The sequence below is a fragment of the Belnapia moabensis DSM 16746 genome, assembly GCF_000745835.1.
Taxonomy (GTDB): Bacteria; Pseudomonadota; Alphaproteobacteria; order Acetobacterales; family Acetobacteraceae; genus Belnapia; species Belnapia moabensis.
The window spans coordinates 15,712-41,935 of the sequence record NZ_JQKB01000047.1 but is presented as its reverse complement, the minus strand read 5'-3'; the positions used below and the strand labels follow the sequence as shown (position 1 = coordinate 41,935).

Annotated in this window: 27 protein-coding genes and 1 pseudogene; 10 read left to right on the top strand and 18 right to left on the bottom strand. The window is 72.2% G+C overall.

Going from position 1 to position 26,224, the window contains the following annotated elements:
- Together EP26_RS33375 and EP26_RS21540 are read left to right on the top strand one after the other, a co-directional pair.
- Nucleotides 1-249 (top strand): annotated as a pseudogene (locus tag EP26_RS33375) (IS5/IS1182 family transposase); the annotation flags it as partial.
- Between the two features lie 39 nt (nt 250-288).
- Entirely contained in the window at nt 289-834 is a 546-nt protein-coding gene (locus EP26_RS21540; RefSeq protein ID WP_052389481.1) for a calcium-binding protein, read from the top strand.
- 7 nt (nt 835-841) lie between these two features.
- Here the strand turns inward: EP26_RS21540 and EP26_RS21535 are convergent, their stop codons facing one another.
- Genes EP26_RS21535 through EP26_RS21515 form a run of 5 tightly spaced genes read right to left on the bottom strand, consistent with a single transcriptional unit; the run spans nt 842 to nt 5,248 of the window.
- Complete coding sequence (locus EP26_RS21535; RefSeq protein WP_052389480.1) at nt 842-1,477, bottom strand: histidine phosphatase family protein; 636 nt, start codon at nt 1,475-1,477, stop codon at nt 842-844.
- Nucleotides 1,478-1,484: 7 nt separating this feature from the next.
- Nucleotides 1,485-2,288 carry an ABC transporter permease gene (locus EP26_RS21530; protein ID WP_043341731.1) on the bottom strand — a complete coding sequence of 268 codons (804 nt, stop codon included), beginning with the start codon at nt 2,286-2,288 and terminating at the stop codon, nt 1,485-1,487.
- Nucleotides 2,285-3,034, bottom strand: coding sequence for an ABC transporter ATP-binding protein (locus tag EP26_RS21525; RefSeq protein ID WP_043341729.1), 750 nt, complete (start codon nt 3,032-3,034; stop codon nt 2,285-2,287). Before EP26_RS21525 ends, EP26_RS21530 begins: the two co-directional genes overlap by 4 nt.
- Nucleotides 3,035-3,050: 16 nt before the next feature.
- Nucleotides 3,051-4,199 (bottom strand): hypothetical protein, encoded by a 1,149-nt coding sequence (locus tag EP26_RS32230; protein ID WP_157033662.1) that lies wholly within the window; start codon nt 4,197-4,199, stop codon nt 3,051-3,053.
- On the bottom strand, nt 4,196-5,248 hold the full coding sequence (locus EP26_RS21515; RefSeq protein WP_157033661.1) for a hypothetical protein: 1,053 nt from the start codon (nt 5,246-5,248) through the stop codon (nt 4,196-4,198). The genes EP26_RS32230 and EP26_RS21515 overlap by 4 nt, the downstream gene beginning before the upstream one ends.
- Before the next feature lie 59 nt (nt 5,249-5,307).
- Between EP26_RS21515 and EP26_RS21510 the strand changes: the two genes are divergently transcribed.
- The 3 genes from EP26_RS21510 (at nt 5,308) to EP26_RS21500 (ending at nt 8,289) form a co-directional block, all read left to right on the top strand.
- On the top strand, nt 5,308-6,102 hold the full coding sequence (locus EP26_RS21510) for a metallophosphoesterase family protein (RefSeq protein ID WP_084112731.1): 795 nt from the start codon (nt 5,308-5,310) through the stop codon (nt 6,100-6,102).
- Between the two features lie 79 nt (nt 6,103-6,181).
- Entirely contained in the window at nt 6,182-7,594 is a 1,413-nt protein-coding gene (locus EP26_RS21505; protein WP_052389478.1) for a bifunctional heptose 7-phosphate kinase/heptose 1-phosphate adenyltransferase, read from the top strand.
- 80 nt (nt 7,595-7,674) lie between these two features.
- A complete protein-coding gene (locus tag EP26_RS21500; protein ID WP_169747442.1) occupies nt 7,675-8,289 on the top strand; it encodes an invasion associated locus B family protein in 615 nt (204 codons plus the stop codon).
- Nucleotides 8,290-8,364: 75 nt separating this feature from the next.
- On the opposite strand, the gene EP26_RS21495 is transcribed toward EP26_RS21500, so the two are convergent.
- From EP26_RS21495 to EP26_RS21485, 3 genes are read right to left on the bottom strand one after another with little or no spacing between them, the layout of a single operon-like run.
- The gene (locus EP26_RS21495) at nt 8,365-9,357 is read right to left on the bottom strand and encodes a Bug family tripartite tricarboxylate transporter substrate binding protein (RefSeq protein ID WP_043341722.1); all 993 of its coding nucleotides are present in this window, start codon (nt 9,355-9,357) and stop codon (nt 8,365-8,367) included.
- A gap of 55 nt (nt 9,358-9,412) precedes the next feature.
- Nucleotides 9,413-10,522, bottom strand: coding sequence for an enolase C-terminal domain-like protein (locus EP26_RS21490; RefSeq protein WP_043341719.1), 1,110 nt, complete (start codon nt 10,520-10,522; stop codon nt 9,413-9,415).
- A gap of 52 nt (nt 10,523-10,574) precedes the next feature.
- Nucleotides 10,575-11,552, bottom strand: a complete 978-nt coding sequence (locus EP26_RS21485) for a Bug family tripartite tricarboxylate transporter substrate binding protein (RefSeq protein ID WP_043341716.1) — start codon at nt 11,550-11,552, stop codon at nt 10,575-10,577.
- Between the two features lie 141 nt (nt 11,553-11,693).
- Here EP26_RS21485 and EP26_RS21480 point away from each other — a divergent pair, with 141 nt between their 5' ends.
- Nucleotides 11,694-12,704: an NAD-dependent epimerase/dehydratase family protein gene (locus EP26_RS21480; protein WP_043341714.1), complete on the top strand. Its 1,011-nt coding sequence runs from the start codon at nt 11,694-11,696 to the stop codon at nt 12,702-12,704.
- A complete protein-coding gene (locus EP26_RS21475) occupies nt 12,701-13,654 on the top strand; it encodes a tripartite tricarboxylate transporter substrate binding protein (protein ID WP_043341713.1) in 954 nt (317 codons plus the stop codon). Before EP26_RS21480 ends, EP26_RS21475 begins: the two co-directional genes overlap by 4 nt.
- Here the strand turns inward: EP26_RS21475 and EP26_RS21470 are convergent, their stop codons facing one another.
- From EP26_RS21470 to EP26_RS21435, 8 genes are all read right to left on the bottom strand, one after another.
- Entirely contained in the window at nt 13,655-14,995 is a 1,341-nt protein-coding gene (locus tag EP26_RS21470; RefSeq protein ID WP_043341711.1) for an MATE family efflux transporter, read from the bottom strand. It abuts the gene before it with no gap.
- Nucleotides 14,988-15,470, bottom strand: coding sequence for a winged helix-turn-helix transcriptional regulator (locus EP26_RS21465; protein ID WP_043341709.1), 483 nt, complete (start codon nt 15,468-15,470; stop codon nt 14,988-14,990). Before EP26_RS21465 ends, EP26_RS21470 begins: the two co-directional genes overlap by 8 nt.
- A 66-nt stretch (nt 15,471-15,536) precedes the next feature.
- Nucleotides 15,537-16,460, bottom strand: a complete 924-nt coding sequence (glk, locus tag EP26_RS21460; RefSeq protein ID WP_043341707.1) for a glucokinase — start codon at nt 16,458-16,460, stop codon at nt 15,537-15,539.
- Between the two features lie 48 nt (nt 16,461-16,508).
- Complete coding sequence (locus EP26_RS21455) at nt 16,509-17,081, bottom strand: metal-dependent hydrolase (protein WP_052389477.1); 573 nt, start codon at nt 17,079-17,081, stop codon at nt 16,509-16,511.
- Nucleotides 17,082-17,180: 99 nt separating this feature from the next.
- Entirely contained in the window at nt 17,181-19,466 is a 2,286-nt protein-coding gene (locus EP26_RS32225; protein ID WP_052389476.1) for an HWE histidine kinase domain-containing protein, read from the bottom strand.
- A gap of 138 nt (nt 19,467-19,604) precedes the next feature.
- Complete coding sequence (locus EP26_RS21445) at nt 19,605-20,204, bottom strand: phosphohydrolase (protein ID WP_043341705.1); 600 nt, start codon at nt 20,202-20,204, stop codon at nt 19,605-19,607.
- Nucleotides 20,204-20,908, bottom strand: a complete 705-nt coding sequence (locus tag EP26_RS21440; RefSeq protein WP_342669123.1) for an arylsulfatase — start codon at nt 20,906-20,908, stop codon at nt 20,204-20,206. Before EP26_RS21440 ends, EP26_RS21445 begins: the two co-directional genes overlap by 1 nt.
- Nucleotides 20,860-21,315 (bottom strand): hypothetical protein, encoded by a 456-nt coding sequence (locus EP26_RS21435; protein ID WP_052389475.1) that lies wholly within the window; start codon nt 21,313-21,315, stop codon nt 20,860-20,862. Before EP26_RS21435 ends, EP26_RS21440 begins: the two co-directional genes overlap by 49 nt.
- Nucleotides 21,316-21,430: 115 nt before the next feature.
- Here EP26_RS21435 and EP26_RS21430 point away from each other — a divergent pair, with 115 nt between their 5' ends.
- Nucleotides 21,431-22,501: a 2OG-Fe(II) oxygenase gene (locus tag EP26_RS21430; RefSeq protein ID WP_043341701.1), complete on the top strand. Its 1,071-nt coding sequence runs from the start codon at nt 21,431-21,433 to the stop codon at nt 22,499-22,501.
- A 75-nt stretch (nt 22,502-22,576) separates the two neighbouring features.
- Nucleotides 22,577-22,735 carry a hypothetical protein gene (locus EP26_RS35080; protein WP_157033660.1) on the top strand — a complete coding sequence of 53 codons (159 nt, stop codon included), beginning with the start codon at nt 22,577-22,579 and terminating at the stop codon, nt 22,733-22,735.
- On the opposite strand, the gene EP26_RS21425 is transcribed toward EP26_RS35080, so the two are convergent.
- Nucleotides 22,732-23,904, bottom strand: coding sequence for a M20 aminoacylase family protein (locus EP26_RS21425; RefSeq protein WP_043341699.1), 1,173 nt, complete (start codon nt 23,902-23,904; stop codon nt 22,732-22,734). The two genes, EP26_RS35080 and EP26_RS21425, sit on opposite strands and share 4 nt — an antisense overlap.
- A 128-nt stretch (nt 23,905-24,032) precedes the next feature.
- Between EP26_RS21425 and EP26_RS21420 the strand changes: the two genes are divergently transcribed.
- Nucleotides 24,033-25,280 (top strand): family 1 glycosylhydrolase, encoded by a 1,248-nt coding sequence (locus EP26_RS21420; RefSeq protein ID WP_211259502.1) that lies wholly within the window; start codon nt 24,033-24,035, stop codon nt 25,278-25,280.
- On the opposite strand, the gene EP26_RS21415 is transcribed toward EP26_RS21420, so the two are convergent.
- The gene (locus EP26_RS21415; RefSeq protein ID WP_043341744.1) at nt 25,277-26,221 is read right to left on the bottom strand and encodes an SMP-30/gluconolactonase/LRE family protein; all 945 of its coding nucleotides are present in this window, start codon (nt 26,219-26,221) and stop codon (nt 25,277-25,279) included. The two genes, EP26_RS21420 and EP26_RS21415, sit on opposite strands and share 4 nt — an antisense overlap.
- Between the last annotated feature and the right edge of the window lie 3 nt (nt 26,222-26,224).

Sequence of the window (26,224 nt, the reverse complement as noted above, 5' to 3'; positions counted from 1 at the left end):
GGCGCCGGGGCGATCGCACGAAATGAAGCCCTCCGTGCATCGCGGCGCTTTGGTCGGACTATCTGGCGACGATGGAGCGGCTATCACCGCCGAAGCCGCGCAGAGACCAAAATGCACTGCATCAAACTCTTGGGCCAACGCCTGACGGCAAGAGACTTCGACCGCCAGGTCGCCGAGTTCCAGGTTCGTGTGGCCGTCTTGAACGGCTTCACCGCGCTCGGAATACCCGTCACCGAAGCCGTAGGATGAGGCTGTCCGGGGAAAGGGGAACCCTAACCGTCAGCTCATTTGTGCAACAGAGCCGGCGGCAAGGGGGACGACGAAATCTGGGGTGGCGGTGGGCAGGACTTCCTCGCCGGCGACGACGGCAACGACCTCCTCAACGGCGGCGCCGGCGCTGACACGCTCGACGGCAGCAAGGGAGACGACGACCTCTACGGCGGCGCCGGCAACGACTCCCTCATCGGCGGCAAGGATGACGACTTGCTGAACGGCGGCGATGGCAACGACACCTTGATCGGCGACACAGGCGACGACGTCCTCTCGGGCGGTGCCGGCAACGATGTCATGTCCGGCGGCGACGGCCACGACTTCTTCTACTTCGGCGACGATTTCGGCTACGACCGGATCACCGACTTCTCGACCGGAGACAAGCTGATGTTCGCCCAGGACATCAACGGCTCCGGCATCATGACGCCGAAGGACCTGGCGCCCTATGTCAGCGGCGACCATGGGGTGACGAAGATCACCATCGGCGACAACACCATCGTCCTGAACGGCATGGACAAGGATGTCTTCCTCGATCACCTGACGCAGTGGGTGAAAATCCTGTAGCCGGAGCCTATACGAACTCCGGCATCACCCAGGGTTCCTCGTTGACGGCGGAGACGCGCCAGTCCCCGCCATGCCGCTCCATCCGCGTCACCCCGAGGTTGCGGATGGAGAAGGCCAACGCCTGGTGTCCCGTCAGCCCCAGCGCATGGGCGATCGCCGCCCGGATCGAGCCGCCATGCGCGACCACCACCACATCCTCACCCGCATGTGCCCCCGCCAGCCGGTCCAGCACCTCGCCGACGCGGGCGGTGACGGTGGCGAAGCTCTCGCCCCCCGGCGGCTCCTCCTCCGCCGCATGCGGCCAGAAGGGATGTGCCGGGTGCCGCAGCTTCGCCGCCAGCGCCTCATGCGGCAGCCCCTGCCACTCGCCGAGATGCTGCTCGGCCAGCCCCGGCTCCGTCGCCATGTCCTGTTCCGGATAGCCCGCCGCGAAGACCGCCGCCGCCGTCGCCCGCGTCCGCGCCAGGTTGGAGGTCACCCACACCGCGGGCCGCGGCAGCCGCGCCGCCAGCCAGCGGAACAGCGAGGCATCCTGCTTCAGCGCCAGGTCGCAGAGCGGCACATCCATCGCGCCGTAGAACAACGTCCGCGCCTTGGGCTCGACCAGCGCATGGCGAATGAGGTGGAAGCGTGTCTCCGGCATCGCGCCGCTATTCCCCGATATTGAGCAGCGCGCCCCGCACCCGCGCCGATTCGAATTGGCGGAGGAAGACGTACCCCATCAGCGCCAGCCACAGGGCATCGAGCGCGAAGGCCGCCAGCAGGTGCCCCGTCTCCACCGTCCCGTCGCGCAGCGCCGCCCGCATCCCCTCGAAGACATGCGCCGAGGGCAGGGCGAGTGCCACCGGCTGCAACCAGCCGGGCAGGATGGCGACGGGATAGAACACTGCGGAAAAAGGCGTCAGCCCGAACAGGATCGACCAGGCCAGCGCCTCCGCCCCCGCCCCATAGCGCAGGATCAGCGCGGTGACGCCGAGCGCCACCGCCCAGCCCATCACCAGCAGCGCCGCGAAGAAGCCGACGACCACCGGCCCCATCGTCAGGATGCCGAAGGAGTAGAGCAGCCAGGCCAGCAGCATCGCCGGCAGCACGCCGACCAGGACGCGGATGATGCTCATCCCCATCAGCGCCGCCACGAGCTCGCGCGGCCGAAGCGGGCTGACGAAGACATGGCCCAGGTTGCGCGACCAGATCTCCTCGAGGAAGGAGAGCGAGAAGCCCATCTGGCTCCTGAGCGCCACCTCCCACAGCAGCACACCGCCGAGCAGCACGCCCGCGGCGACGCTGGCGGTATTCCCCTGCACGCCCGCGAGATAGGAGGTGACGAACCCCCACACCACCATCTGCAGCACTGGCCAGTACATCAGCTCCAGGACGCGCGGCCAGGACCGCCGGTAGAGCGCGAGATGCCGGTAGATGATCCCCCAGACCCGGCGGAAGGCAGCCCGATTCACGCCGGCACCCGCTGCCGCCCACGGGCGATGTCGAGGAAGACCTGCTCCAGATCCTCCCGCCCATACTTGCCGAGCAGCTCCGCCGGGCTGCCGCTGTCGACCACCCGCCCTTGCTTCAGCATCAGCACATGACCGCAGAGCCGCTCGACCTCTGCCATGTTGTGGCTGGCGAGCAGGATGGAGCAGCCGGTCTCCGTGCGATACCGCTCCAGCCAGCTCCGCACCCAATCCCCCGTATCCGGGTCGAGGCTCGCGGTCGGCTCATCCAGCAGCAGCAGCTCCGGCCGGTTGACCAGCGACTTCGCCAGCGCCACCCGCGTCTTCTGCCCGGCCGAAAGCTCCCCCGCCGGCCGGTCCAGCAACCCGGTGAGCTGCAATTGCGCCGCCAACTCGCCGATCCGCCGCTCCGCCTCCGGCACGTCGTAGAGATGCGCATAGACCCGCAGGTTCTCCGCCACGCTCAGCCGCGCCGGCAAGGCGATGTAGGGCGAGGAGAAATTCATCCGCGCCAGCGCCGAGAACCGGTCCCGCGCCATGTCATGCCCGAGCACGCTGATTCGTCCCCCGCTCGGCACCAGCAGGCCGAGCAGCATGGCGATGGTCGTCGTCTTGCCCGCCCCATTGCCGCCGAGCAGCCCCCAGGTCGCCCCGCGCGGCATCGAGAAGGAAAGGGCATCGACCGCCGGCGGCGCATCGGGCGCGTAGCGCTTGCTCAGCGCCTCGGCGAGGATAGCGGGCGTTTCCATGCGCCCGCCATATGCGTCACCCCCGCGGCCGCAGCAACCGCCCTTCGAACAAGGTGATGCCCGCCTCCCAGCCCCAGCCGATCGCCGCCGCCCGGTCCGCCCCCGCCAGCACCACCGCGGCGCGGTCCTCCGGCAGCGCCGCGGCGAAGCCCGGCAACGCCGCCGACCACCGCAGCCGCAGCAGATCCACCTGCAGCCCCGCCAGCGGCAGCCCCGACAGCAAGGCCGGCGCCGCGAGGTCGAGCGCCACCCGCCACCCCCGCAGCCGGCAGAAGTCCCGCGCGAAGGCGAAGCCCGCCGGATTTGCCAGCGCATCCCCCGCGGCGAAGCAGACGGTCATCCGCCCCCGCCGCTCCGGCCCCAGCGCCGCGTCGAGGCGGAGGAATTCTGCCTCCGCCACCGTCTCCGGCGCCAGCGACAGCCCGGCCCGTCCGAGCCGCCTGGCATCCTCCGGCCGCGCCAGCTCGCTCAGCAGCCGCCGGTCGGCCAGCCGCCGCAGCCGGCGGAACAGCGCCGGGGCCAGCGCCGTGTCCGCCCCCGGCAGCAGTGTGGCGCAGAGTTCCGTCCAATCGAGCGACCAGTCCTCCCACTCCGTCTCCGGCCCCGATTCGCCGGGCGCCAGGCGACAGACCGGCCGCCGCACCAGGAAGCGGGCCAGGCTGGCATGGCCGAGCCCCCGCTCCAACGCGACGAGGTCGGCGGCCGAGATCGGCGGCCGCTCCTCCTCCGGCACCGGCCAGCGTGGAGCGGCCGGGCTCGACGTCAGGCTCTCCTCCACCGCGGCCAGCAGCGCCGCCGCCTCCGGCAGCCGCCGCCGGGTGAAAGGCATCGGCCCCTCGGCGGCGAAGAGGATGCCGAGCGCCTCCTGCACCTCGCCCAGGTGGCGCCCCTCCGGCGGCGCGATGGCGACGACATCGCCATTCGGCAGCTCGAAGACACGTGCCCTGGTCGGCCGCATCAGTGGCGCCAGCGCATCCCGCACCAGCCGGTGGTGATGGGTCCGCCGCATCCCCTCGGTCAGGGTGCCGAGGCGGAGATGCAGCGCCTCCCGCACCGTGCCGGCCGCCACCGCCTCGCGCAGGAAATGGGCGAGGGCCAGCGCATCGGCCCCACGCGGCCCGGCGAAGGGCCGCAGCGGAGCAAGGGAAGGTTCCGCCGTCGTCATGCTGATGCCGCCTCCGCCGCCGGCCCGGTCGCCATCGCCCCGAGCCGCGCCGCCCAATCCAGCGCGGCCGTCCCATCGCAGCCCGTCACCACCAGCCGCTCCCCGGGCAGGCCACGCAGCGCGGCGAGCGCCGCCCGCTCCTCCAGCGCCGGCGACCAGCGCAGCAGCAGCAGATCCGCCGGCAACCCGGCCGGGGCGAGCAGCCCAAGTCCCTCCGCATCCAGCCCCTCGAGCGCCAGCCCCCAGCCCCGCGCCGCCAGCGCCTCCCGCTGCGCGGCCAAGCCCGGCCAGGCCGCGGCGGAAAGCGGCAGCACGCCGAACAGCCCCGGAGCCACGGCCGGCGGCGGCAGCCCCCCCGATGGCAGCGGCAGCAGCCGTCGGCCCGGCAGGTCGCGCGCCCAGGTGGCGAGGCCAGGCAGCAGACGCCGTGCCAGCCGATCCGCCGCATGCGCCATCAAATCGGCATCCGCCGCCAGCGGCCCCAGCACCGCGGCGAGCGCCGGCCGCGACAGCCGCAGCCGCCGCCCCCGCCCCGGCACCGCCGAGCCCGGGCGGATCACATGCCGGTGCCGCAGCACGGTATCGGCCGGCAGCGAATCGAGCCGCCCCTCCAGCCCCGCCAAGCCCTCGACCGGCGGCGGCGCCACCGCCTCCGGTCCGGCGAGCTGCGCCGCGGCGGCCCAGGCGAGCAGCGCGGCGGCATCCCTCGGCAGGGCCCAGATGGTCGCCGGCGGCACCTCCGGCCCGGCCAGCCGCGCCAGCGCCGCCGCCGCCCGCTGCGCCGCCGCCGGCATGGCGCCGAGCAGCAGCAGCTCCCCGGCCGTCGTGTCATAGACCGCGCCACCGCCCGTCTCGGCCGCGTCCTGCAACAAGGCCCGCGCCAGCCGCCGCCGCGCCGGCGGCCCGGCCAGCCGCCCGGCCGGGCTCAAAAGCAAGGCAACACGGCCCTCCGCCCCAGGCAGGGCCTGGCGAAGCAGGGGCAGCAGCCCCGCCATCGGCGGGGAGGCCGGCGGGGGTGCGGGAAAGCCGGCGAGGCGGGGTCCGGTCACGATCATGCGCTGTCCTGGCGCGGTGCGGTACGGCGCGTCATCCTCTAAAGTCGCGCCGGATGGTGAACGATGCCCTAAGCGCCGCCCCGAGATCGGCGCGCCCCACCGCTGCTCCCTGGTCCTCGCCCTGGCCAGGCCAGCTCGCCCCCGGCGCCCTGCCGCCGGGCTGGCGTATCTATGCCGTGGGCGATGTGCATGGCTGCGCCGACCGCCTCGCCGCCATGCATGCCCTAATCGCCGAGGACGCCGCCGCCCGCCCGGCGGAGCGCATCACCCTCGTCCATCTCGGCGACTACATCGACCGCGGCCCGGACAGCGCCGCCGTGCTGCGCCGCCTGCTCGACCCGGCGCCGCTGCTGGGCGAGGCCCTCGCCGAGGTCGAGGTGGTGAACCTCCTGGGCAACCACGAGGTGATGATGCTCGACGCCTGCGACCCGGAGGCCCACCCCGGCGCGCTGCCCTTCTGGCTCGACAATGGCGGCGCCGCGACACTCGCCAGCTACGGCGCCGACCCGGAGGATCCCGAGGCCCCTGCCGCCGTCCTGCCGGAGGATCTCGACCTGCTGCGCAACTGCCCGCTGCAATACGCCGCCGGCGACTACCTCTTCGTCCATGCCGGCGTTCGCCCCGGCATCCCGACCGAGCGGCAGGACCCCTTCGACCTGGTCTGGATACGGGAGCCCTTCCTCTCCTTCGACGGCGACCTGCCGCTGGTCGTCGTCCACGGCCACACCCCGAGCGAGATGCCCGTGGTGCGCCCGCACCGCATCGGCATCGACACCGGAGCCTGCTTCGGCGGCACGCTGAGCTGCGTGGTGCTGGAGGGCCACCGCCTGCGCTTCCTCTCCACATGACGGAGGGATGCCTCACCCATTACAAGATTTGGCACCTCTCGCCTTGCGCGTGAGCCCTGGCTTGGGCTACCGCAGTGGGATGCACGGCCCCGCGCCCGAACCCCGCCCGAGCCCTTCCGGCGCCATCCCGGCCGATCTGCTGGAGGCGGTGCGGCAGCTGAAGCGCGGCACCGTCCTCGTCGTCGGCGACGCGATGCTCGACCGCTACGTCTATGGCCGCGTCGAGCGCATCAGCCCCGAAGCCCCCATCCCCGTCCTCGCGGTGGAGCGGGAAGTCGCGCTGCCCGGCGGCGCCGGCAACGTTGTACGGAATCTGACAGCCCTCGGCGCCGCCGTCGCCTTCGTCTCCATCGTCGGCGACGACCAGGCGGGCAGCGACCTCACCGGGCTGATCGGCGGCCAGCCGGGCGTCGAGCCCTGGCTCTTGGTCCAGGGCGGCCGCGCCACCACGGTGAAGACGCGCTTCGTCGCCAGCGGCCAGCAACTGCTCCGCGCCGACCATGAGGAGGCGGCGCCCATCCATCCCCGCCTCGCCGACCGCCTCGTGCGCATCGCCGCTGATGCGGTGGCGGCGACCACGGTCATGGTGCTCTCCGACTACCGCAAGGGCGTGCTCGCCGGCACCACCGCGACACGGCTGATCGCCGCCGCCCGCACCGCCGGGCGCAAGGTGGTGGTCGATCCGCGCGGCGGCGACCCGGGCCGCTTCGCCGGCGCCGACCTCATCATCCCCGATTGCGCCGAGCTCGCCGCCGCCACCGGCCTGCCCACTGGCACCGATGTGGAGATCGCCGCCGCCGCCACGGCGCTCCGTACGGCCCACGGCTTCGGCGCCGTGCTCGTCGTCCGTGGCCCGGCGGGCGTCATGCTCGTCGGCGAGGATGCGGTGCCGCAGCACCTGCCCGCCGATGTGGCGGAGCTGGTCGACCCGGCCGGCGCCGGCGACGCGGTGATCTCCGTCGCCGCCACCGGCCTCGCGGTCGGCCTGCCGCTGCCGGTGGTCGCCCGCCTCGCCGCGCTCGCCGCCGGCATCGCCATGGGTAAGTCCGGCATCGGCGTGGTGCGCGAGGACGAATTCCTCGAAGTCCTCACCCCCGGCCGCCTCGCCGCCCGCAAGCTCGTCACCCGCGGCCAGGCCGCCGAGCGCGTCGAGGGCTGGCGCCGCGCCGGCCACCGCGTCGGCTTCCTCGCCGCCAGCACCGCGGCGGCCGAACCACACCTGCTCGACCGCGCGCAGGACTGGTGCGACCGGCTGGTCGTCGGCATCGCCGATGGCGACCCGGCGGCGTCGGCGCTGGCCGAGCGCAACAGCGTCGACCTCGTCATCCGCTACGGCGTGGAGACGGCGCTCGACCTGATCCGCATGCTCCGCCCGGATGTGCTGGTGCAGGACCCCGGCCGCGCGCCGGAGACGCTGGCCGGCGGCGACATCATGCAGGAATGGGGCGGCATCGTCCGCCGCCCCGTGCCCGAACCGCAACACGGGCTCTGAACCGTCAGCTCAAGGTTGTGTGAAGACCCCGGCGCGGGTTACAGGCATCCGGCCAACAGGGTGCCGAGGAATACATGCGCGTGACGTTCAAGGCTCTGGCTGCAACGGCGATGCTCGCCGCCTCCGCCCCGACCATCGGCCAGGCCCAGACCGCCCAGCGCCCGGCAGCCCCGCCGGCCCAGGCGGCGCCCAACCCCGCACCCGCCGGCGAGAGCAGCCCCGACCGCACCATGGCCGTTTTCGCCGACTGGGTGGTCCGCTGCGAGACGCGCGCTGCCAGCGGCACCACACCCGCCGCCCGGCTCTGCGAGATGGCGCAGACGACGCAGGACCAGCGCCAGCAGCCGGTGGCCGTGCTCGCCATCGGCCGCACCGCGAAAGGTGAGCCGCTGCGGCTGGTGGCGCAGGTTCCGGTGAACCTGCAGGTCGGTCAGCCGGCGAAGCTGGTGCTCGACATCCCGAACCGCCCGGCCGAGGCGCCGCTGACGGTCGCCTTCCGCAACTGCATGCCGCGCGGCTGCTTCGCCGAGCTGGAGCTGCGCGACGAGGCGGTGCTGCGCCGCCTGCGCGCCCGCCCCGCCGAGGCCGCCGGCCGGCTGGAATGGAAGGACGCCGCCGGCGGCGACGCCTCCATCCCCGTCTCCTTCCGCGGCTTCACCGCGGCCTTGGACGCCCTGGCGAAAGAGGGCGAGTAAAAACTCAAGGTTTCCAAAGGCCCTTCGGCCTTTGGCGGGGAGAGCATGAGAGGGGCAGCGCCCCTCTCACATGGGTCAACCGTCGGCCCGGATATTGTTGGCCCGCACCACCTCACCCCACCGCGCATGGTCGCGCCGCATGGTCTCGCCCAGCGACTCGGCCGTGCCGCCGCCCGGCTCGTCGCCCTGGCTGGTGATCTTCTCGCGGATCGCCGCATCCTGCACCGCCTGATTCAGCGCCGCATTCAGCCGCTGCACGATCTCGGCCGGCATCCCCGGCGGGCCAAACAGCCCGATCCAGGCGTTGAAGACATAGTCGGGCAGCCCCGCCTCCGCCGCGACCGGAATATCCGGGAAAGCCGGGATGCGCGCCGCCCCGGTCGAGAGCATCCCGCGGATCTGCCCCGCCCGCAGGAAGGGCGCCACCACCGAGGAAGCGTCGCACATGATGCTGAAGCGCCCGGCGATGAAGTCCTGCATCGCCGGCCCGCTGCCGCGATAGGGGATGTGCTCCATCGGTGGGTTGCCGATACGGTTCTTCAGCATCTCCATCGCGACGTGGGAGAGGCTGCCCGCGCTCGCCGAGCCATAATCGACGCCATTCGGCTGCGTCTTCGCCCAGGCGGCGAATTCCTGCGGCGTCTTCGCCGGCACGGAGGGATGCACGCAGAGGATGAGCGAGCTTTGCAGCATCAGCCCGACAGGCGTCAGCCGCAGCGGGTCGATCGTCATCCCCTGGAAGGTATGCGGGTTGATGGTCAGCGGGTTGGCATTGCCCGCGAGCAGCGTATAGCCGTCCGGCCGCGACCGCAGCACCGTCTCCGTGCCGAGATTGCCGCCGGCGCCGCCGCGGTTGTCGATGACGACGCTCTGCCCAAGTGCGTTGGACAGCCCCGGCTGCAGGATGCGCGCCGCGAAATCCGTCTGCCCGCCTGGCGGGAAGCCCACCACCACGGTGATCGGCTTGTTCGGATAGCCGCCCTGCGCGATGGCCGGCGTGGCGAGGCCGAGGCCAATCGCCCCCGCCAATGCGCCGCGGCGCGAAATCCCTTGTACGATATCGGTCATGCCCGGCGTCCTCGAATCCGTTGTCGATGGCGCCGCTTCTACAATGAGCGGCCCCTTACTCCAGCACCGCGATCCGCTTCCGCTCGATCAATTCAAAGTCGATGGCGGCCCCGAGACCCGGCCCCTGCGGCGCATGCACCATGCCGTCCGGCCCGACCGTGATGTCCTCCGCCAACCCATACTTGTGCGCCCCGTCCGGCAGCAGCACCTCGAAGAAGCTGGTGTTGCGGATGGCGCAGCAGACATGCAGGTTGGCGACGTTGTTCAGCGAGTTGCCGCCATGGTGCACCTCGTAATTCATGCGGAAGGCCTCGGCGAGATGCGCCGTCTTCACCAGCGTGGTGATGCCGCCCTTCACCGCCACGTCGCCGCGCAGGTAGTCGGTGGCCTGCATCATGATCCAGGGCGCGTAGCTCTCCAGCCCCGCCGCCGGATACTCGGTCGCCACGATGGGGATATCGAGCTTCTGCCGCAGCTTCACGTAGCTGGTGATGTCCTGGTCGTGCAGCGGGTCCTCGTACCAGAGGAAGCCGAGTTCCTCGATCGCCCGCCCGACGCGCATCGCCGCCGGGAAATCATAGGCCCAGGTGCTGTCGAGCATCAGCGTGTACTCGTCGCCGACCGCCCGCCGCACCGCCTGGCAGACGGCGATGTCCTCACGCGGCCGCTGTGGCGGATGGATCTTGTAGGCCGCCCAGTTCGCCTCGCGGAAGCGCACCGCCTCCTCGGCATACGCCTCCATGCTCGGCAGGATCGCCGAGCTGGCATAGGCCGGGATGGAATGCCGCGTGGTGCCGAGCAGCCGATGGACCGGCATCCCCGCCGCCTTCCCCGCGATGTCCCAGAGCGCCACATCGACCGCGCCGATGGAGCGCACCGAGATCAGCCGCGACCAGGGCCAGAGCGCCGCGTTCAGCCGCTCCCGGTCCATCGGGTCCTGCCCCATCAGCAGCGGCTTCAGGTAGCGGATCAGCCCCGGCCCGTCATTCGCCGCCGTATGCGTGGCCGAGCCGAGGAAGGCATGGCCCGTGATTCCCGCATCCGTCCCGATCCGCAGCAGGCCGAGCGCCGAGCTGCCCGAATCCAGCCGGCTCGCCGCATGGTACTTGGTCGGCGGAATGCCCTCCCAGGCGAAGAGCGTCAGCGAGACATGGTCGATCTTCATCGGCGTGGTTCCCTTCCCTCCAGGAAGGGTAAGGGAACCCACGCCGCCCCGCCTAGTCGAGCTGGATGTTGCCCTTGCGGATCACCTCGCCCCAGCGGGCGATCTCGCCCTGGATGAAGCCGGCAAAATGCTCCGGCGTGTCGCCCACCGGCTGCGCGCCCTGCTCCTCGATCTTCGCCCGCACCGCAGGCTCCTTCACGATCGCCTGCAACTCCTGCGACAGCCGCTGCACGACCTCCGCCGGCATGCGCGCCGGGGCCTGGATGCCGAACCAGGCCGTCGCGTCGAGCCCGGGATAGCCCGCCTCACGCGTCGTCGGCACGTCAGGCACGGCAGGGCTGCGCTCCGGCGTCGTCACCGCCAGCGCCCGCACCCGCCCATCGCGGATATGCCCGAGCGAGGAGGGCAGGTTGTCCACCGCCAGATCGACCCGCCCGGCGATCACCTCGGTCAGCATCGGGCCCGAGCCGCGGAAGGGCACATGCACCAGGTTGATGCCCGCCACCTGCTTCCACAGCTCACCGGTGAGGTGCAGGCTGGTGCCGTTGCCCGAGCTGGCGATGGTCAGCCCGTCGCGCCGCTGCTTTGCCAGCGCCACCGCCTCCTGCAGGGTCTTCACCGGCACTCCAGGCGCCGCGATGATGACGTTCGGCACTGCCGCGATGTTCGAGACCGCGACGAGATCCTCCGGCTTGTACGGCATGGTGGTGCGATACAGACCGTAGTTGATGGCCGCCGTCCCGATCGTCGTCATCAGCAGCGTGTGGTTGTCGGTCGCCTTCGCCACCGCCTCGGCACCGATATTGCCGCCCGCGCCGGGTCGGTTCTCGACCACGACGGACTGGCCGAGCCGGGCGCTCAGCGGCTCCACCAGGAGGCGGGCGACGATATCCGTGGTGCCGGCGGCACTGAAGGGCACGATGATCCGCACCGGCCGGCTGGGCCAGGCGCCCTGGGCCGCGGCACGGCGGGCGAAGGCGATGGCGCCGAGGCTGGCCCCGAGCGCGGTACGACGTGTGATGGCTGACATGGTCTTCCTCATCCGGTTTTGGGCGCCTTCTAACGCGGGACTCGGCACGGGTCGAACCCCGGGCCGGGGACACAACAACCGCTTGGCCTGCAACGCGCATCGCGCTTGGATAGCATCCAAGGATTATCGGGAGAGAAACGCATGGCCTCGGTCCCCATCGTCGGCAACCGCTTCGCCATCATCGGCGGGGCGAGCCTGGTCGGCTCCGCCACCGCCGGCGAGTTGCTCGACCACGGCGCCGCCGAGGTCGTGCTGCTCGACAATTTCGCCTTCGGCTCCGACGCCGCCATCGCCCACCTCAAGGACCACCCGCGCCTGAAGCTGGTCCGCGGCGACGTGATGCGCCTGGCCGACCTGCTGCGCGCGACGGAGGGCCTGGCTGGCGTCCTCCACCTCGCCGCCTACATGACGCTCTCGATGGACCGCGACCCCTGGGGCGGGCTCGACGTCAACATCCGCGGCGTGCAGAACATGCTGGAAGCCTGCCGCGCCAACCGGGTGCGCAAGGTCGTCTTCGCCTCCTCCAACGCCACCTATGGCTACGGCCCCGGCGTCGCCGGCGACCTCGTGGAGGACACGCCCTTCCACTCCGCCGGCGCCCCGCCTGCCGCCATCCTCTACGGCGCCAGCAAGATCATCGGCGAGCAGCTCTGCCGCGACGCCCACCGCAAATGGGGCCAGGACTACGTCGTGCTGCGCTACAGCACGGTCTATGGCGAGCGCCAGCACTACCGCGCCGCCAATGCCCTCTACATCATCGAGACCATCGACAGGCTGAAGCGCGGCGAGGCGCCGCAGGTCTTCGGCGACGGCTCGGAGACGAAGCACTTCGTCTATGTCGGCGACCTGGCGCGGGCCAACCGCATGGCTTTCGAGAGCGCGGCGACGGATGTGGCGGTCAACACCTCCGGCCCCGCACCGACCACGACGCTGGAGCTGGTCCAGATGGTGACGGAGCTGCTCGGCGGCGGCCCGGCGCCGGAGTTCATCGGCAACGAGCCGGGCAAGGTCCGCCTCACCTCCGGCGGCGCCTTCCGCATCGCGCATGAGAAGGCGAAGGCGACGATCGGCTGGTCGCCCGAGGTGGACATGCGCGAGGGCCTCCGCCGCCTCATCGCCTGGCGCGACAGCAACGAGGGCAAGGGCACATGAGCACCACCCGCCGCACGCTCCTCGCCGCGACGCTGGCAACCCCCGCACTCGCCCAGACCACGCGCTACCCGGACCGCCCGATCGAGATCGTCGTCGGCTTCACCGCCGGCGGTGGCACCGACCTCGACGCCCGCAGCTACGGCCGCGCGCTGGAGCGGCGGCTCGGCGGCACCGTCGTCATCACCAACCGGCCCGGCGCCGGCGGCGAGCTGGCGCTCGGCGCCGTCGCCCGCGCCAGGCCCGACGGCCACACCATCGGCACCACCAACTACCCCGGTCTGCTCACCATCCCCATCGAGCGCCAGGCGCAGTTCCGCCTCGACGACTTCGCCCCCATCGCCAACCTGGTGACGGACCCGAGCGCCATCACCGCCCATGCCGACGGCCCCTACAAGAGCTTGCAGGACGTGATCGCGCGCGCGAAGGCGGCGCCCGACAGCATCACCTACGCCTCGCCGGGAATCGGCACCGACGACCACCTGCAACTCGTCCTTTTGCAGCAGGCCGCCGGCATCCGCCTCACCCATGTCTCCTTCCAGGGCGACCCGCAGCTCCGCACCGCGGTGCTCGGCAAGCAGGTGGACCTGATGGGCCTCAACCTCGGCGCCGTCACCGCCGCGCCGCAGGGCTTCCGCATCCTCGCCCAGGCCGCCGCCAGCCGCAGCCGCTTCGGCCCGGACGTGCCGACGCTGAAGGAGCTCGGCTACCCCGTCACCATGGCCTCCGAGCGCGGCCTCGTGGTCCCGGCCGGCACGCCGCCCGCCATCCTCGCCCGGCTGCGCGAGGCGACGGAGGACATCGCCCGCGACCCGGAATTCACCGGCGCCCTGGAAAGCCGCTTCACCGAACCGGCCTACGAACCCGGCGAGGCCTGGTTCACACGCCTCCGCCGCGAGGAAGCCGACTACCGCGGCCTCTGGCAGCGCACGCCCTGGGTGCAGCGCGGTTGATCACCGTGCAGCCCACACCCCCGGTCGCACCGACAGCGCCGTGATCAGCCCATAGGCGCTGATCCCGAGCGCGACGGCGACGAACTGCCCCTGCAACCCATAGCCCAGCCAGTCCCCCAGCACCCCCCCGCCCCCGACCGCCAAGCCGATGCGGGACAGCGCCGCCACCACCGGCCCCGCCATCCGCCCCGCCCCCATGCTGGCGAAGTAGAGCGCCATCCCGACGCCGAAGCCCGGCAGCGCGAAGCCGATCACCGCCAGCGCCTGCGTGGCGATCTCCACCACCGCCGGATCGTCGCTGAAGGCCGAGGCGGTGAAGCCCGGCGCCACCGCGACGAAGACGCCGACCACCAGCGTCACCGCCAGCGCCATCGCCGCCCCCGCCCATGCGGTGCGCCGCGCCGTCGCCCAGTCCCCCGCCCCCACCGCGCGCCCGACCAGCGCCGTCAGCGCCGAGCCGACGCCGAAGGCCAGCGGCACCATCAGGAATTCGATTCGCGCCGACACGCCATAGGCCGCGACGGCCACCGCCCCGTAAGACGCCACCCGCGCCGTCACCAGGATCGTCGCCAGATTGGCGACCGTCGCCATCGCGCAGGCCACCAGCCCGACCGAGAGGATGCGCCCGAACAGCGCCCCCTGCAGCCGCACCCTGAGCTGCGGCACGAAGCCCGCCCCGCCGCGCACCACCACCACCGCCATCCCGACCGAGGCGGCGGCCATGCTGAGGGCGAAGGCCATCCCCGCCCCCGCCAGCCCGAACCCGGCCCGCTCCATCAGCAGCCAGGCCAGCACCGGATAAGCCACCCAGGCCAGCAGCAGCACCCGCGAGGCCAGCGCATGCCGCCCGCCGCCGCGCAGCACGGAGGCGAGGGTATTCGCCATCCAGGCCGGCACCGCCCCCGCCCCGAACAGCCAGGCGCAATAAGCGGCGGCCGCCTCCGCCGCCTCCGCCCCGCCGATCACCCCGAGGATCGCCCGCGGAAACCCCGCCAGCGCCACTGCAAAGGCCAGCCCGAAGCCGAGCGCGATCACCATGGCATGCACGACGAGTGTCGAAGCCTCCTCGCGCCTGCCCGCCCCCAGCGCCCGGGCAATGGCGGAGACGACGCCGCCCCCCATCGCCCCCGTCGACATCTGCTGCATCAGCAGGGCGAAGGGCAGCACCACCGCCCAGCCGGCCAGCGCCGTCGTCCCTTGCCTTGCGGCGAGCCAGGGCTCCACCAGCTGCGCCGCCGATTGCAGCGCGGCGACCGCCGTGGTCGGCGCCGCGAGCACCCAGACCCGCCGCAGCAATTCGCGCGAGGAAGGCGCCGCGAGCGCCGCCGTGCCGTCAGCCATCGACCAGCGCCCCGAACCGCGCCCGCAGCGCCTCGCTCGCCCCTGGCCCCGCCAGCACGCGGATATCCTCCGGCCGCAACGCCTCGCCCGTCGAGGCGAGCACCGGCGGGCTCCGCACCGGCGCCCCCGTCCCCCGCTCCTCCAGCACCACTGGCGGCCCCTCCGGCCCCGTCATCCAGCGATCCGCCCAGCCCTTCAGCGCCAGGAAGACGGGGAAGACATCCCGCCCCTTCCCGGTCAGCCGGTACTCGTGCCGCCCCGCCGCCGGCACCCGCTCGATCAGCCCATGCGCGGTGAGATCACGCAGCCGGGCCGAGAGGATGTTGGGCGCGATGCCGAGATTGCGCTCGAACTCGTCGAAGCGCCGCGTGCCGTAGAAGCATTCCCGCAGCACCAGCATGGCCCAGCGCTCGCCGAGCACCGCCATGGCGCGCGCCACCGGGCAGCGCATCTGGGTGAAATCCGTGCGGCCCATGGGCTCGGCGCTCCTCCAACTTGCATGATGCAAGCATCGCCACCGCCGCCCCGCAAGTCATTTCGCTCAGCCGCGCGCGATCGCCGCCAGGCCGAGCATCGCCGGATCGGGCCGCATCACCAGCCAGGCCGGTACCGCCGCCAGCCATTCCTGGAACCGCCCCTTCGCCTCGAACCGCGCCCGGAACCGTGATGCCGCCAGGTAGTCGGGGAAGCGCGGGCAGATCCCCCCCGCCACATAGACCCCGCCCTTCGCCCCGTAGAGCAGCGCCAGATCCCCCGCCACGCTCCCCAGCATGGCGCAGAACATGTCGAGCACCTCGGCGCAGCGCGCATCCTCGCCCGCCAGCGCCCGGCGGGTGATCTCCGCCGCCTCCAGCGACTCGACCGTCACCCCGTCCACCGCCGCCAGCCCGGCATGCAGGTTCTCGAGCCCCTGCCCCGACAGCACCCGCTCCGCCGAGACATGCCCATGCCGCCCGCGCAGCCACTCCACCACCGCCGCCTCGCGCGGATCGTGGGTGGCGATGCTCGCATGCCCGCCCTCCGTCACCAGCGCCTGCCCCGGCGGCAGGAAGGCCCCGATGCCGAGCCCCGTCCCCGGCCCCAGCACGGCGAGCGGCGCCCCCGCCTCCGCCGCCCCGCCGCCCAGCGGATGCAGGTCGGCCCCCGTGAGGTCCGGCAGCGCCCAGGACTGGGCCGCGAAGTCGTTCACCACCCGCACATGCCCGATGCCGAGCACCCGCCCGATCGCCGCCCCATCCACCACCCAGTCCCGGTTGGTCAACCGCACGCTGTTCCGCACGACCGGGCCGGCAACGGCCAGCACCGCGGCTTCCGGCGGCGCCGCGCCGCCGAGAAAATGCGCGATCGCCTCGACGATGCCGGGGAAGCCGTCGAGCGCCAGGCTGGCCGGGTCAGTGGGAACCTCACCCTCGGACAGGGCGAAGCGGGCATTGGTGCCGCCGATATCGGCGAGGAGCGTTGTCATGCCGGCATTCTGGCGGCGCTCCGTCCCTCCCCGCCATCCCCGTCGATGTCACGCCACGCGGCGCCGGGGCGGCATGGGTGGCGGCGGCGGCGGCAGGGGCAGCGCCTCGCAGGCGATGCAGAGCCCCCAGCGCTCCGCCAGCGCCCGCGGGTCCGGCCGGTGCGGCAGGCTCAGCCAGGCCGCGGCGATCAGCGCCGCCACCACCAGCGGCTCGAAGGCCGAGCCCGTCCGCACCAGCGGCAAGGCCCAGGTCCCCTTCAGCGGCCAGCCCAGCCGCAACCCGCCCGGCGTCAGCAGATCCGCCCCGAGATGGCTGAGATAGCCGATCACCAGCGGCCCGGCATAGTCGGCCGGCACCTCGCCCCGCTTCAGCAGCCAGCCGCAGGCCAGCACCGCCAGCAGCGAATGCGTCACCCCCCGGTGCCCGAGCAGCGCCGCCAGCAGGTCGGAGACCGGCCGCACCCGCCGCCCCACCCAGGATTTCGGATGATCGATATCCGGCAGCAGCCCGCCGAGCGTCGCCAGCGCGAGCGCCCCCGGCGCCAGCGGTGGCTGGCCGAGATGGGGCGCAGCAGCCATCCAGGCCGCCATGCCGAGCGCAACATGGGAGCCCGCCATCATCGGCGTGCAGGTCCTTGCCGGAGGTGCCTGGAACGGAGCGTGAAGATTCCTGCGCAACCGCCGGAAAGTCCAGCCCTTTTCCGCCCAGCCGTCCGCCGCTTAGCCGATCTCCGCCCCGGCTGGCTCCGACTCGGCCCCCTCCTCCCGCCGCAGCGGCACCTCCAGCGTGCAGACGAGCCCGCCGGGCTCCCAGGCAAGCGTCACCTTCCCCGACAACTGCCCCCGCACCGTGCCCTCCAGCACCCGCGAGCCGAATCCGCGCCGCGCCGGCGGCGCCGCGACCGCCGGCCCGCCCGTCTCCACCCAGCATAGGCTCAGCACGCCGCGCTCCACCGACCAGCGCACCGCGACGCAGCCCGAGGGCACCGAGAACGCCCCGTATTTCACCGCATTGGTCGCCAGCTCGTGGATCGCCATGGCCAACGGCTGCGCCGCCCGTGCCGGCAGCGCCACCGACGGCCCCTCGATCATCGCCCGCTGCCGCCCGCCGACGAAGGCCGCCAGCTCCCCCTCGACCAGCGCCCGCAACTCCGCCCCGGACCAGCGGTCCTCCGCCAGCAGCGTCTGCGCCCGCGCCAGCGCCGCGACCCGCCCGGCGATCGCCCGCCGGTAGCTCTCGAGGTCCGGCGCCAGGGTCAGCCGCACCGCCGCCTGCACCACGGCGAGCGCATTCTTCGCCCGGTGGTCGACCTCCCGCATCAGCAGGACCTGGCGCTCCTCCGCCGCCTTACGCGCGCTGACATCGAGCACCACGCCGACGACCTTGCTTGGTGCCTTCCCGGTGCCGAACCGTATCTCCGCCCGCATCATCAGCCAGCGCACCGAGCCATCGGGCCAGAGATACCGGTACTCCGCCTCGAAATGCCGCTCGCCCCGGGCCAGCGCCGCCCGGCCGATCGCCTGCAGCCGCTCCTGCTCGCCCGGCCAGTAGCGCGCCCGCATCTCGGCGATGCTGGGGGTGGCATCCTCGGGGAAGCCGAGCAGCCGGTTCAGCTCCGGCGAGCGCGTGACCTCGTCGGTGGCGACGTCGTATTCCCACACCGCCATCTGCCCCGCCTCGACCGCGAGTCGCAGCCGCGCCTCGCTCTCGCGCAGGGCCTCCGCCGCCTCCCAGGCCTCGGTGACATCCTGCAGCGTGCCGACATAGCGCACCGCCCGCTCCTCGCCGCCGATCCGCTCGAACAGCGCCCGGCCATGCGCGATGACGCGGCGCAGGCTGCCATCCGGCCGCACCACGCGATAGTTGAAGACCGGCCGCTCCCGCAGCGCCGGGTCGAAGGCCCGCCGCGCCGCCGCCGAGGTCTCGGGAAAATCCTCCGGATGCGTCGCCCGCAACACGTCCTCGTAGCTCGGCTCCCGCGCCGGGTCGAAGCCGCAGATCGCCTTGGCCCGCGGGGAATAGACGAAGCGGTTGGTCAGCAGGTCCCAGTCCCAGATGCCGAGCCCGGCCGCCTCCGCGGCGAGGGCGAGCCGCGCCTCGCTCTCCCGCCGTTCGGCCTCGGCCCGCGCCCACTCGACTGCCGCCCAGGTACGCTCGGCGACCTCATGGACGAGTTCCGCCTCCGCCGCCGACCAGCGCCGCGGCGCCATCTCATGGACGTAGAAGAAGCCGTTGAGGGCCCCCGCCTTGACCAGCGGCGCCACCAGGAGCGCGCGGACACCGATCTCCGCCCAGGTCGCCGCCACCGCCTCACCCGTCGTCCTCGGGTCGGCGAGGCAGTCCTCCACCGCCAGCACGCGCCCGGCGCGCAGCTCGGCCGCGGCGGCCGGGCCGAAGGCGTCAAGCGGGCGCTGCTCTCCCGCGCGCACCGGGATGCGCCCATCGGTCCAGCCGCGGGTCACCCGCAGCATCCCGGTCGCGGCATCCACCTCGGCATAGCCGGCGCGCACAGCGTCGAGATGCCGGCCCAGCATCTCGGCCGCGGCGGCCATGGCCTCATCCGGATCGGCAAGGCCGCGCAGTTGCTCCTCGAGCGCGAGCAGGAAGGTCTGCCGCGCCTCGCTCTGCCGCAGCGCCTCGGTTGCATGGTGCTCCGCCGTCCGGTCGCGGAAGGCGACGCCAAGGCCGCGGGCGGTCGGGAAGGCGGTGATCTCGAGCCAGCGGTCCGGGCGGGCCACGCCTTCGCGCTCGACGCGCATCGGCCGCCGGGTCGCCATCGCCTCGCGCAGCCAGGGCTCGAGCCAGCTGCCGCGCGCGCCGTCCAGCACCTCCCAGATCGGCCGCCCCAGCGTCGCCTCGGCCGGCCGGCCGTAATAGGCCACGCAACCCGCGTTGAAGGTCAGGAAGCGGAATTCGCGGTCCAGCTCATAGGCGTTGTCGCCGAGTGCCTGGAACAGCGCCTCGCTGGCCAGGTCGAGCGCCTCCGTCCCGCGGTCGAAGCTCATTGGCCGGCCTCGCTATGCGCCTTCACTCCGATCCTTTCCGGCAGGCGCCCGACCATGCCGCGCCCAATCCTCTCCTTCAACCGAGGATGTGCCGCGCGCCGCGCCGATGTCGCATTGTTGCGCTTGCCGGCAAGCCCCTCACAGGCCCGCCAGCGCGGTGAGGAAGCGCTCCGCCGCCAGCTCCGGCGCCCAGGGCCGCCACGGCTCTCCGCCATAGGCGGCCGCCAGCGGGTCCTCCGCCATCACCCGCGCCTTGATGCCGAGCGTCCCCCGCACCTCGGCTGCCGTCCACCCCGCCACATGCACCGCCTCCGCCGCGGCGAGGGCAATGTCGCAGGCCTTGTGCACGCGTTTCTCCTCAGGGGTCCAGGCGGGCAGCCCGTAGCGCAGCGCGACGACCCCTTGCAGCCGCGCCTGCAATTCCGCGAAGCCGGCACCGAGGAAGGGCTTCAGCGGCGAGATGCAATCGAAGCCGAGCAGCCCCTCCTCGGCATCGTGCAGCAGCTCCCGCCGCGCCTGGTCCGGGCTCAGCCGCGCCTTCCCCTGCCGCAACGCCAGCACCGCCAGCGAATGCTGCGCGACCGAGAGCGGCGCCCCCGCCCAGACCGAATGCCCGCCCCAGCGGAAGGTCCGCGACAGGCCGATCGCCAGGTCCTCGTCGGTCCAGTCGAAGGGCGTCGGCGAAAGGAGGTCGAGCCGCCGCCCGGAAGGCAGCCGCACCCAGGCCCGCGCCGCCATCAGCCAGCCAGCAGCCGCCTCAGCTTGGCGACCGCGCTGTCGGGGGTGGTGAAGACCGGCCGCCCCGTCGCCGCCTCGACCAGCGGCGCCGCCCGCGCCAGGCTGAACTGCGCCAGCGCCACCACGTCGCAACCGGCCAGCGCCTTCGCCGCCTCGGCGGCCCGCCGGTCATGCCCCTCGGCATCGCCCGCATCGAGCGCGGCGAGCGCCCCCTCGGCGAGGCAGGTCACCACCTCGACATCCCCGGGAAACTCGGGCGGCATCGTCTCCAAGGTCAGCGGGAAGCTCGCCAGCAGCCCGATCCTCGGCCGCCTTCCACCCGCGACCCGCCGCGCCTCGGCGACGGCCGCCTCGATCATCGCCTCGTTCGGCTTCAGCACCGGCATCGGCGCCCGCTCCGCCGCCACCGCCTCGATGCAGGGACCAAAGGCCGAGCAGGTGAAGAGGATCGCATCCGCCCCCGTCCCCGCCGCATAGCGCGACAGGGTGAGGAAGCGCTCCGTCATCGCCGGCGTCAGCGCCCCCGCCCGCGCCAGGTCGGCCGAGAGGCTGTCGTCCAGCAGGTTCATCAGCGTGGCTTCCGGCCAGGCCCGCCGGAAGGCCGCCTCGATCGGCGGCGGCGAATGCCGCAGCGCATGGATCAGGGCGATGCGCATCAGCCCCGCCTCGTGCAGCGCCGCAGCGTCGCGGGGAAGTCGCTGCAATCGGTGAAGACGATCTCGTCCGGCCCGCGCCGCTCGATGCGCAGCACGTCCGGGTTGCCGCCACAGCCGAAGCCGATATCCGGCGGCAGGCGGCCGGCGAAGGCGCTGCCCGTCGGCGCCGCCGGCAGGAAGCGGAATTCGAGGCCGTTCGGCTGCAGGGCCACCGTCTCGATCACCCGCTGCCGGTAGGGCGTGTCGAGCAGGCTGGCGCGCATGACGATGTCCTTGGTGAAGACCACCGTCGGGCTGCCGAAGCAGGCGGGCGTGTCGGCATCGTTCGGCGGGAAGAGCCCGCCCGTCCAGGCGCCGAAGACCCATTCATGCGGCGGCCCCTGCCGCCCCTGCGCCCGCAGGACGGCGGGGCAAGCGAGCGTCGCCATGGTGACAAGCAGGGCCCGACGACGCATCCGTATGTCTCCAACTGTTCGGTGTCCGGGCCCTTGTGTAGCGCCCTTCCCGCCGCAAGCCCAGGTGGCGAGGCCGTAACGCTCATTTTGCGCTCGGATGCGCTATGCTCCCCGGATGTCCGCGACAGCCCCGCCCCGCCTCCTCCCTGGCGACCCGGCGCCCTGGTTCCATGCCGCGCAGAGCGGAAACCCGCGCTTCGCCTTCGCCTCCATCGCCGGCCGCTACGTGGTGCTGGCCTTCCCCGGCGCCGGGGAGCAGGAGGCGGCCTACCAGGCGCTGCTCGCCGCCCGCCGCGCCGGGCTGCTGGACGACGGCCGCGCCACCGCCATGCTGCTGAGCCCGGCCGCCGGCTTCGCCGAGGCGCTGCCCGACGCCATCCCCGGCCTCCGCACCATGCTCGATCCCGGCCGCGAGGTCGCCGCCGCCTATGGCGCCGCCGACCGCCCGCTCGCCTTCCTGCTCGACCCCCTGCTGCGCGTCATCGCCTGCGGCCCGCTGGCGGAGCTGCCCGCCCTTCTCGCCCGGCTCGCCCACCTGCCGCCGCCCGCGCTGCATGCCGGCCAGGAGACCCCCGCTCCCGTCCTGCTCCTCCCCCGCGTGCTGGAGCCCGATTTCTGCCGCCACCTCATCGCCCTCTACGAGGCCCAGGGCGGCGAGGAGAGCGGCTTCATGGTGGCCGTTGGGGCGCGCACGGTCGGCCGGCTCGACCGCAACCACAAGGTCCGCCGCGACCTGCTGATCGAGGACGCGCAGGTCCAGGCCCAGCTCCGCGCCCGCATCCAGCGCCGCCTGGTGCCGGAGATCCAGAAGGCCTTCCAGTTCCGCGCCACGCGGATCGAACGCTACATCGTCGCCTGCTACGACGCTGCCGAGGGCGGGCATTTCCGCGCGCACCGCGACAACACCACGGCGGGCACCGCGCATCGCCGCTTCGCCGTCACCATCAACCTCAATGACGGCTTCGAGGGCGGCGAGCTGTGGTTCCCGGAATTCGGCCCGCGCCGCTACCGCCCGCCGATGGGCGGCGCCTGTGTCTTCTCCTGCTCGCTGCTGCATGAGGCGACGCCGGTGACGCAGGGCACCCGCTACGCCACCCTGCCCTTCCTCTACGACGACGCCGCGGCCGCCCTGCGCGAGGCCAACCGCCACAGCCTCGTCCCCGGCCTTATCCGCACGGAAGCGTGATATCAGGCGGGAGCGGCGAAACCGCCGCCCCGCCCGCCGCGTCTGCCCGGGTACCGCAAGCCCCGGAGAACCCGCATGGATTCCGACAGCCTCGTCGTCTGGCTCTTCGCCATGACGCTCATCGTCGGCGCCGCACTCGGCGTCTGGCAATGGACCCGCACCAAGCAGGCCAAGCGCACCAACGAGCATTCCGTGGCGACGACGCCCGAAGCCGGCCCGCAGCCGAAAGCCTAACCCCGCGGCAACTCCTGCTCCACAAGCGTGGCGAAGTAGCTCGCCCCGATCGGCAGCAGGTCGTCGTTGAAGTCATAGCGCGGATGGTGCACCGGCACTCCGCCGCGCTCGGCTCCCTTTTGCCCCATGAACAGGAAGGCCCCCGGCCGCTCCAGCAGCATGAAGGAGAAGTCCTCGCCGCCCATCACCGGCGGCAGGTTGCGATGCACCCTGGCATCGCCCAGCACCCGCGCCGCCGCCCGCGCCGCGCGGTCGCTCTCCCCGGCATGGTTCACCGTCGCCGGATACTTGCGGATGTAGGTCACCTCCGCCTCGGCCTCATGCGCCGCCGCGGTGTTCCGCGCCACCAGCGGGATCAGCCGCTCCATGTCGTCCCGCACCTCCGGCAGCAGCGTCCGCACCGTGCCGCCCAGCTCCGCCACCTCGGGGATGACATTCATCGCGCTCCCCGCATGGAATTGCGTGACGCTGACAACGGCGTTGTGCAGCGGATCGACCCGCCGCGCCACCAGCGCCTGCAGCCCGACGACGATCTGCGCCCCCACCATCACCGGGTCGATGGCGATATGCGGCTTCGCGGCATGCCCGCCCAAGCCCCGCACGGTGATGCGGATGGTATCCGACGCCGCCATGATCGGCCCCGTCCCCGCCGAGCACTCGCCAAGCGGCAGATCCGGCGCATTGTGGATTCCATAGACGGCATCGCAGGGGAAGCGATCGAACAGCCCCTCCTCCACCATCACCCGCCCGCCGCCGCCGCCCTCCTCGGCCGGCTGGAAGATGAAGGTGACGGTGCCGTCGAAATTCCGTGTCTCCGTGAGGTACTTGGCGGCGCCCAGCAGCGTCGCCGTATGCCCGTCATGCCCGCAGGCATGCATCCGCCCCGGAATGGTCGAGGCATGCGGCACCCCGCTCCCCTCGTCCATGGCGAGGCAGTCCATGTCGGCGCGCAGGCCGATGCTCCGCCCGCTGCCTCCATTGCGCAGCACGCCGACGACGCCCGTGGTGGCGAGGCCCCGATGCACCTCGATCCCCCATTCCGCCAGCTTCGCCGCCACGATCTCGCTGGTCCGCCGCTCCTCGAAGCCGAGTTCGGGGTGCTGATGGAAGTCCCGCCGCCAGGCCGTCATCTCGGCGGCGTAGTCTGCGATGCGGTTGATGACGGGCATGGCGCGCTCCTGGGCTGATTCGCCCCGGACCAAAGCCCCGCCCGCGCCAATTGTCGAGTGCCCGCGCCGCCGGATGAAACAGATCGTTACGGCCCGAACCAACCACCCCGCCACGCGTTGCCAAGGCCGTGACCTACTTCATGTTCGCCACCGGCATCGAGAACAGCGACCCGACCATCGAGGGCGGCCGCGTCCGACGCGACCAGATGGAGGAATGCGGCCACTACGCCCGCTGGCGCGAGGACCTCGCCCTGGTCGCCGAGACCGGCTGCGGCTTCCTCCGCATTGGCCCGCCGCTCCATCGCGCGCTCTATGCGCCCGACCGCTACGACTGGGACTACGCCGATGCCGTCTTCCCAGAGATGCGCCGGCTGAAGATCGTCCCCATCGTCGATCTCTGCCATTTCGGCCTGCCCGACTGGCTCGGCGACTTCCAGAACCCCGACTTCCCCGCCGCCTTCGCCGCCTATGCGCGCGCCTTCGCCGAGCGCTTCCCCTGGGTGCAGCTCTACACCCCGGTGAACGAGATGTTCATCACCGCGGTCTTTTCCGCCCGCTACGGCTGGTGGAACGAGCAGCTCACCACCGACCGCGGCTTCGTCACCGCCCTCAAGCATATCGTCCGCGCCAATGTCCTGGCGATGGAGGCCATCCTCGAGGTCCGCCCCGACGCCATCTTCATCCAGAGCGAATCCTCGGAATACTTCCACGCCGACAGCCCCGCCGCCATCGGCCCTGCCGAGGTGAAGAATGCCGAGCGCTTCCTCACCCTCGACCTCAACTACGGCCGCCGCGTCGATTCGGAGATGTACGCCTATCTCCTCGACAACGGCATGACGCGTGAGGAATACCGCTTCTTCATGGTCCACCGGCTGAAGCGCTGGTGCATCATGGGCAACGACTACTACGTCACCAACGAGCACCTGGTCTCCGCCGATGGCAGCACCCGCGCCTCGGGCGAGATCTTCGGCTACGCCACCATCACCCGGCAGTACCACGACCGCTACCGCCTGCCGGTGATGCACACCGAGACCAACCTGCAGCAAGGCCCGCGCGGCGACGAGGCGGTGCAGTGGCTCTGGAAGCAATGGGCCAACGTGCTCCGCGTCCGCAATGACGGCGTGCCGATCGTCGGCTTCACCTGGTTCTCGCTCACCGACCAGGTGGATTGGGACACCGCGCTCCGCGAACGCAACGGCCGCGTCAACCCGCTCGGCCTCTACGACCTCGACCGCCGCATCCGCCCGGTCGGCGAGGCCTACCGCAAGCTCATCGCCGACTGGCGCGACGTCCTGCCGGCGCAGAGCCTCTGCCTCCAGGTCCCGGTCCAGATGCTGCGCGACCGGGACGGCTGGCCCGAAGGCGAGGGAGTCTAGCCCCCCGCCACCCCCTGCGTATTGACGTAGAGCGCAAAGAGCGACTGCGCCGCCGACATGAACAGGCGGTTCCGGTGCCGCCCGCCGAAGCAGAGATTGGCGCAGCGCTCCGGCAGGTGGATATGCCCGATCGGCGCGCCCGCGCTGTTGAACACCCGCACGCCATCCAGCTCCGGCGTCATCCCCCAGCCGCACCAGAGATTGCCGTCCACATCGACGCGGAACCCGTCCGGCGTCTCCTCCATCCCGCAGGCGATGAAGACCCGCCGGTTGCGTAAGCTGTCGCCCGCCACGTCATAGGCGAGGATGTTGCGCGGCGAGCCCCGGCTCTCGACGACATAGAGCAGGCTCTCATCCGGGCTGAAGGCCAGCCCATTCGGATGGTCGATGTCGTCCGCGACGCAGGTGATCGCCCCTGTCTTCCCATCGACGCGGTAGATATTGGTATGCGGCAGTTCCGCCTCGGTCTTGATGCCCTCGTAGAAGGCATAGGTGCCAAAGGGCGGATCGGTGAACCAGATCGAGCCGTCGGACTTCACCACCACGTCGTTCGGGCTGTTCAGCCGCTTACCCTGGTAACTGTCGGCCAGCACCGTCGTGCTGCCGTCATGCTCGAAGCGCACCACGCGCCGCCCGGCATGCTCGCAGGCGACGATGCGCCCCTCGCGGTCGCGCGTGTGCCCGTTGGCGTTGTTCGAGGGCCGCTGCCAGTCGCAGACCTGTCCCGTCGCCTCGTCCCATTTCAGCACGCGGTTATTGGGGATATCCGACCACAGCAGGCAGCGCATGTCGCCGAGCCAGACCGGCCCCTCGCCCCAGCGCGAGCCGGTCCACAGCCGCTCCACCGCCGAGAGGGCCAGGTGATACTTCTTGAAGGCAGGGTCGAGGGCGACGATCGACGGGTCCGGATAGCGTTCGCTCGGCTGCCAGCGCTCGGTCATGGC

Bases quoted from the DNA above. Each gene is read 5' to 3' on its own strand.
- EP26_RS35080 (WP_157033660.1), top strand. From the start codon at position 22,577: ATGGATTCCGACAGCCTCGTCGTCTGGCTCTTCGCCATGACGCTCATC.
- EP26_RS21455 (WP_052389477.1), bottom strand. From the start codon at position 17,081: ATGATGGCGGGCTCCCATGTTGCGCTCGGCATGGCGGCCTGGATGGCT.
- EP26_RS21475 (WP_043341713.1), top strand. From the start codon at position 12,701: ATGAGCACCACCCGCCGCACGCTCCTCGCCGCGACGCTGGCAACCCCC.
- EP26_RS21535 (WP_052389480.1), bottom strand. From the start codon at position 1,477: ATGCCGGAGACACGCTTCCACCTCATTCGCCATGCGCTGGTCGAGCCC.
- EP26_RS21510 (WP_084112731.1), top strand. From the start codon at position 5,308: ATGGTGAACGATGCCCTAAGCGCCGCCCCGAGATCGGCGCGCCCCACC.
- EP26_RS21445 (WP_043341705.1), bottom strand. From the start codon at position 20,204: ATGGCGGCGCGGGCCTGGGTGCGGCTGCCTTCCGGGCGGCGGCTCGAC.
- EP26_RS21465 (WP_043341709.1), bottom strand. From the start codon at position 15,470: ATGGGCCGCACGGATTTCACCCAGATGCGCTGCCCGGTGGCGCGCGCC.
- EP26_RS32230 (WP_157033662.1), bottom strand. From the start codon at position 4,199: ATGACGACGGCGGAACCTTCCCTTGCTCCGCTGCGGCCCTTCGCCGGG.
- EP26_RS21430 (WP_043341701.1), top strand. From the start codon at position 21,431: ATGTCCGCGACAGCCCCGCCCCGCCTCCTCCCTGGCGACCCGGCGCCC.
- EP26_RS21415 (WP_043341744.1), bottom strand. From the start codon at position 26,221: ATGACCGAGCGCTGGCAGCCGAGCGAACGCTATCCGGACCCGTCGATC.
- EP26_RS21490 (WP_043341719.1), bottom strand. From the start codon at position 10,522: ATGAAGATCGACCATGTCTCGCTGACGCTCTTCGCCTGGGAGGGCATT.
- EP26_RS21505 (WP_052389478.1), top strand. From the start codon at position 6,182: ATGCACGGCCCCGCGCCCGAACCCCGCCCGAGCCCTTCCGGCGCCATC.
- glk (WP_043341707.1), bottom strand. From the start codon at position 16,460: ATGACAACGCTCCTCGCCGATATCGGCGGCACCAATGCCCGCTTCGCC.
- EP26_RS21435 (WP_052389475.1), bottom strand. From the start codon at position 21,315: ATGCGTCGTCGGGCCCTGCTTGTCACCATGGCGACGCTCGCTTGCCCC.
- EP26_RS21470 (WP_043341711.1), bottom strand. From the start codon at position 14,995: ATGGCTGACGGCACGGCGGCGCTCGCGGCGCCTTCCTCGCGCGAATTG.
- EP26_RS21525 (WP_043341729.1), bottom strand. From the start codon at position 3,034: ATGGAAACGCCCGCTATCCTCGCCGAGGCGCTGAGCAAGCGCTACGCG.
- EP26_RS32225 (WP_052389476.1), bottom strand. From the start codon at position 19,466: ATGAGCTTCGACCGCGGGACGGAGGCGCTCGACCTGGCCAGCGAGGCG.
- EP26_RS21480 (WP_043341714.1), top strand. From the start codon at position 11,694: ATGGCCTCGGTCCCCATCGTCGGCAACCGCTTCGCCATCATCGGCGGG.
- EP26_RS21425 (WP_043341699.1), bottom strand. From the start codon at position 23,904: ATGCCCGTCATCAACCGCATCGCAGACTACGCCGCCGAGATGACGGCC.
- EP26_RS21495 (WP_043341722.1), bottom strand. From the start codon at position 9,357: ATGACCGATATCGTACAAGGGATTTCGCGCCGCGGCGCATTGGCGGGG.
- EP26_RS21485 (WP_043341716.1), bottom strand. From the start codon at position 11,552: ATGTCAGCCATCACACGTCGTACCGCGCTCGGGGCCAGCCTCGGCGCC.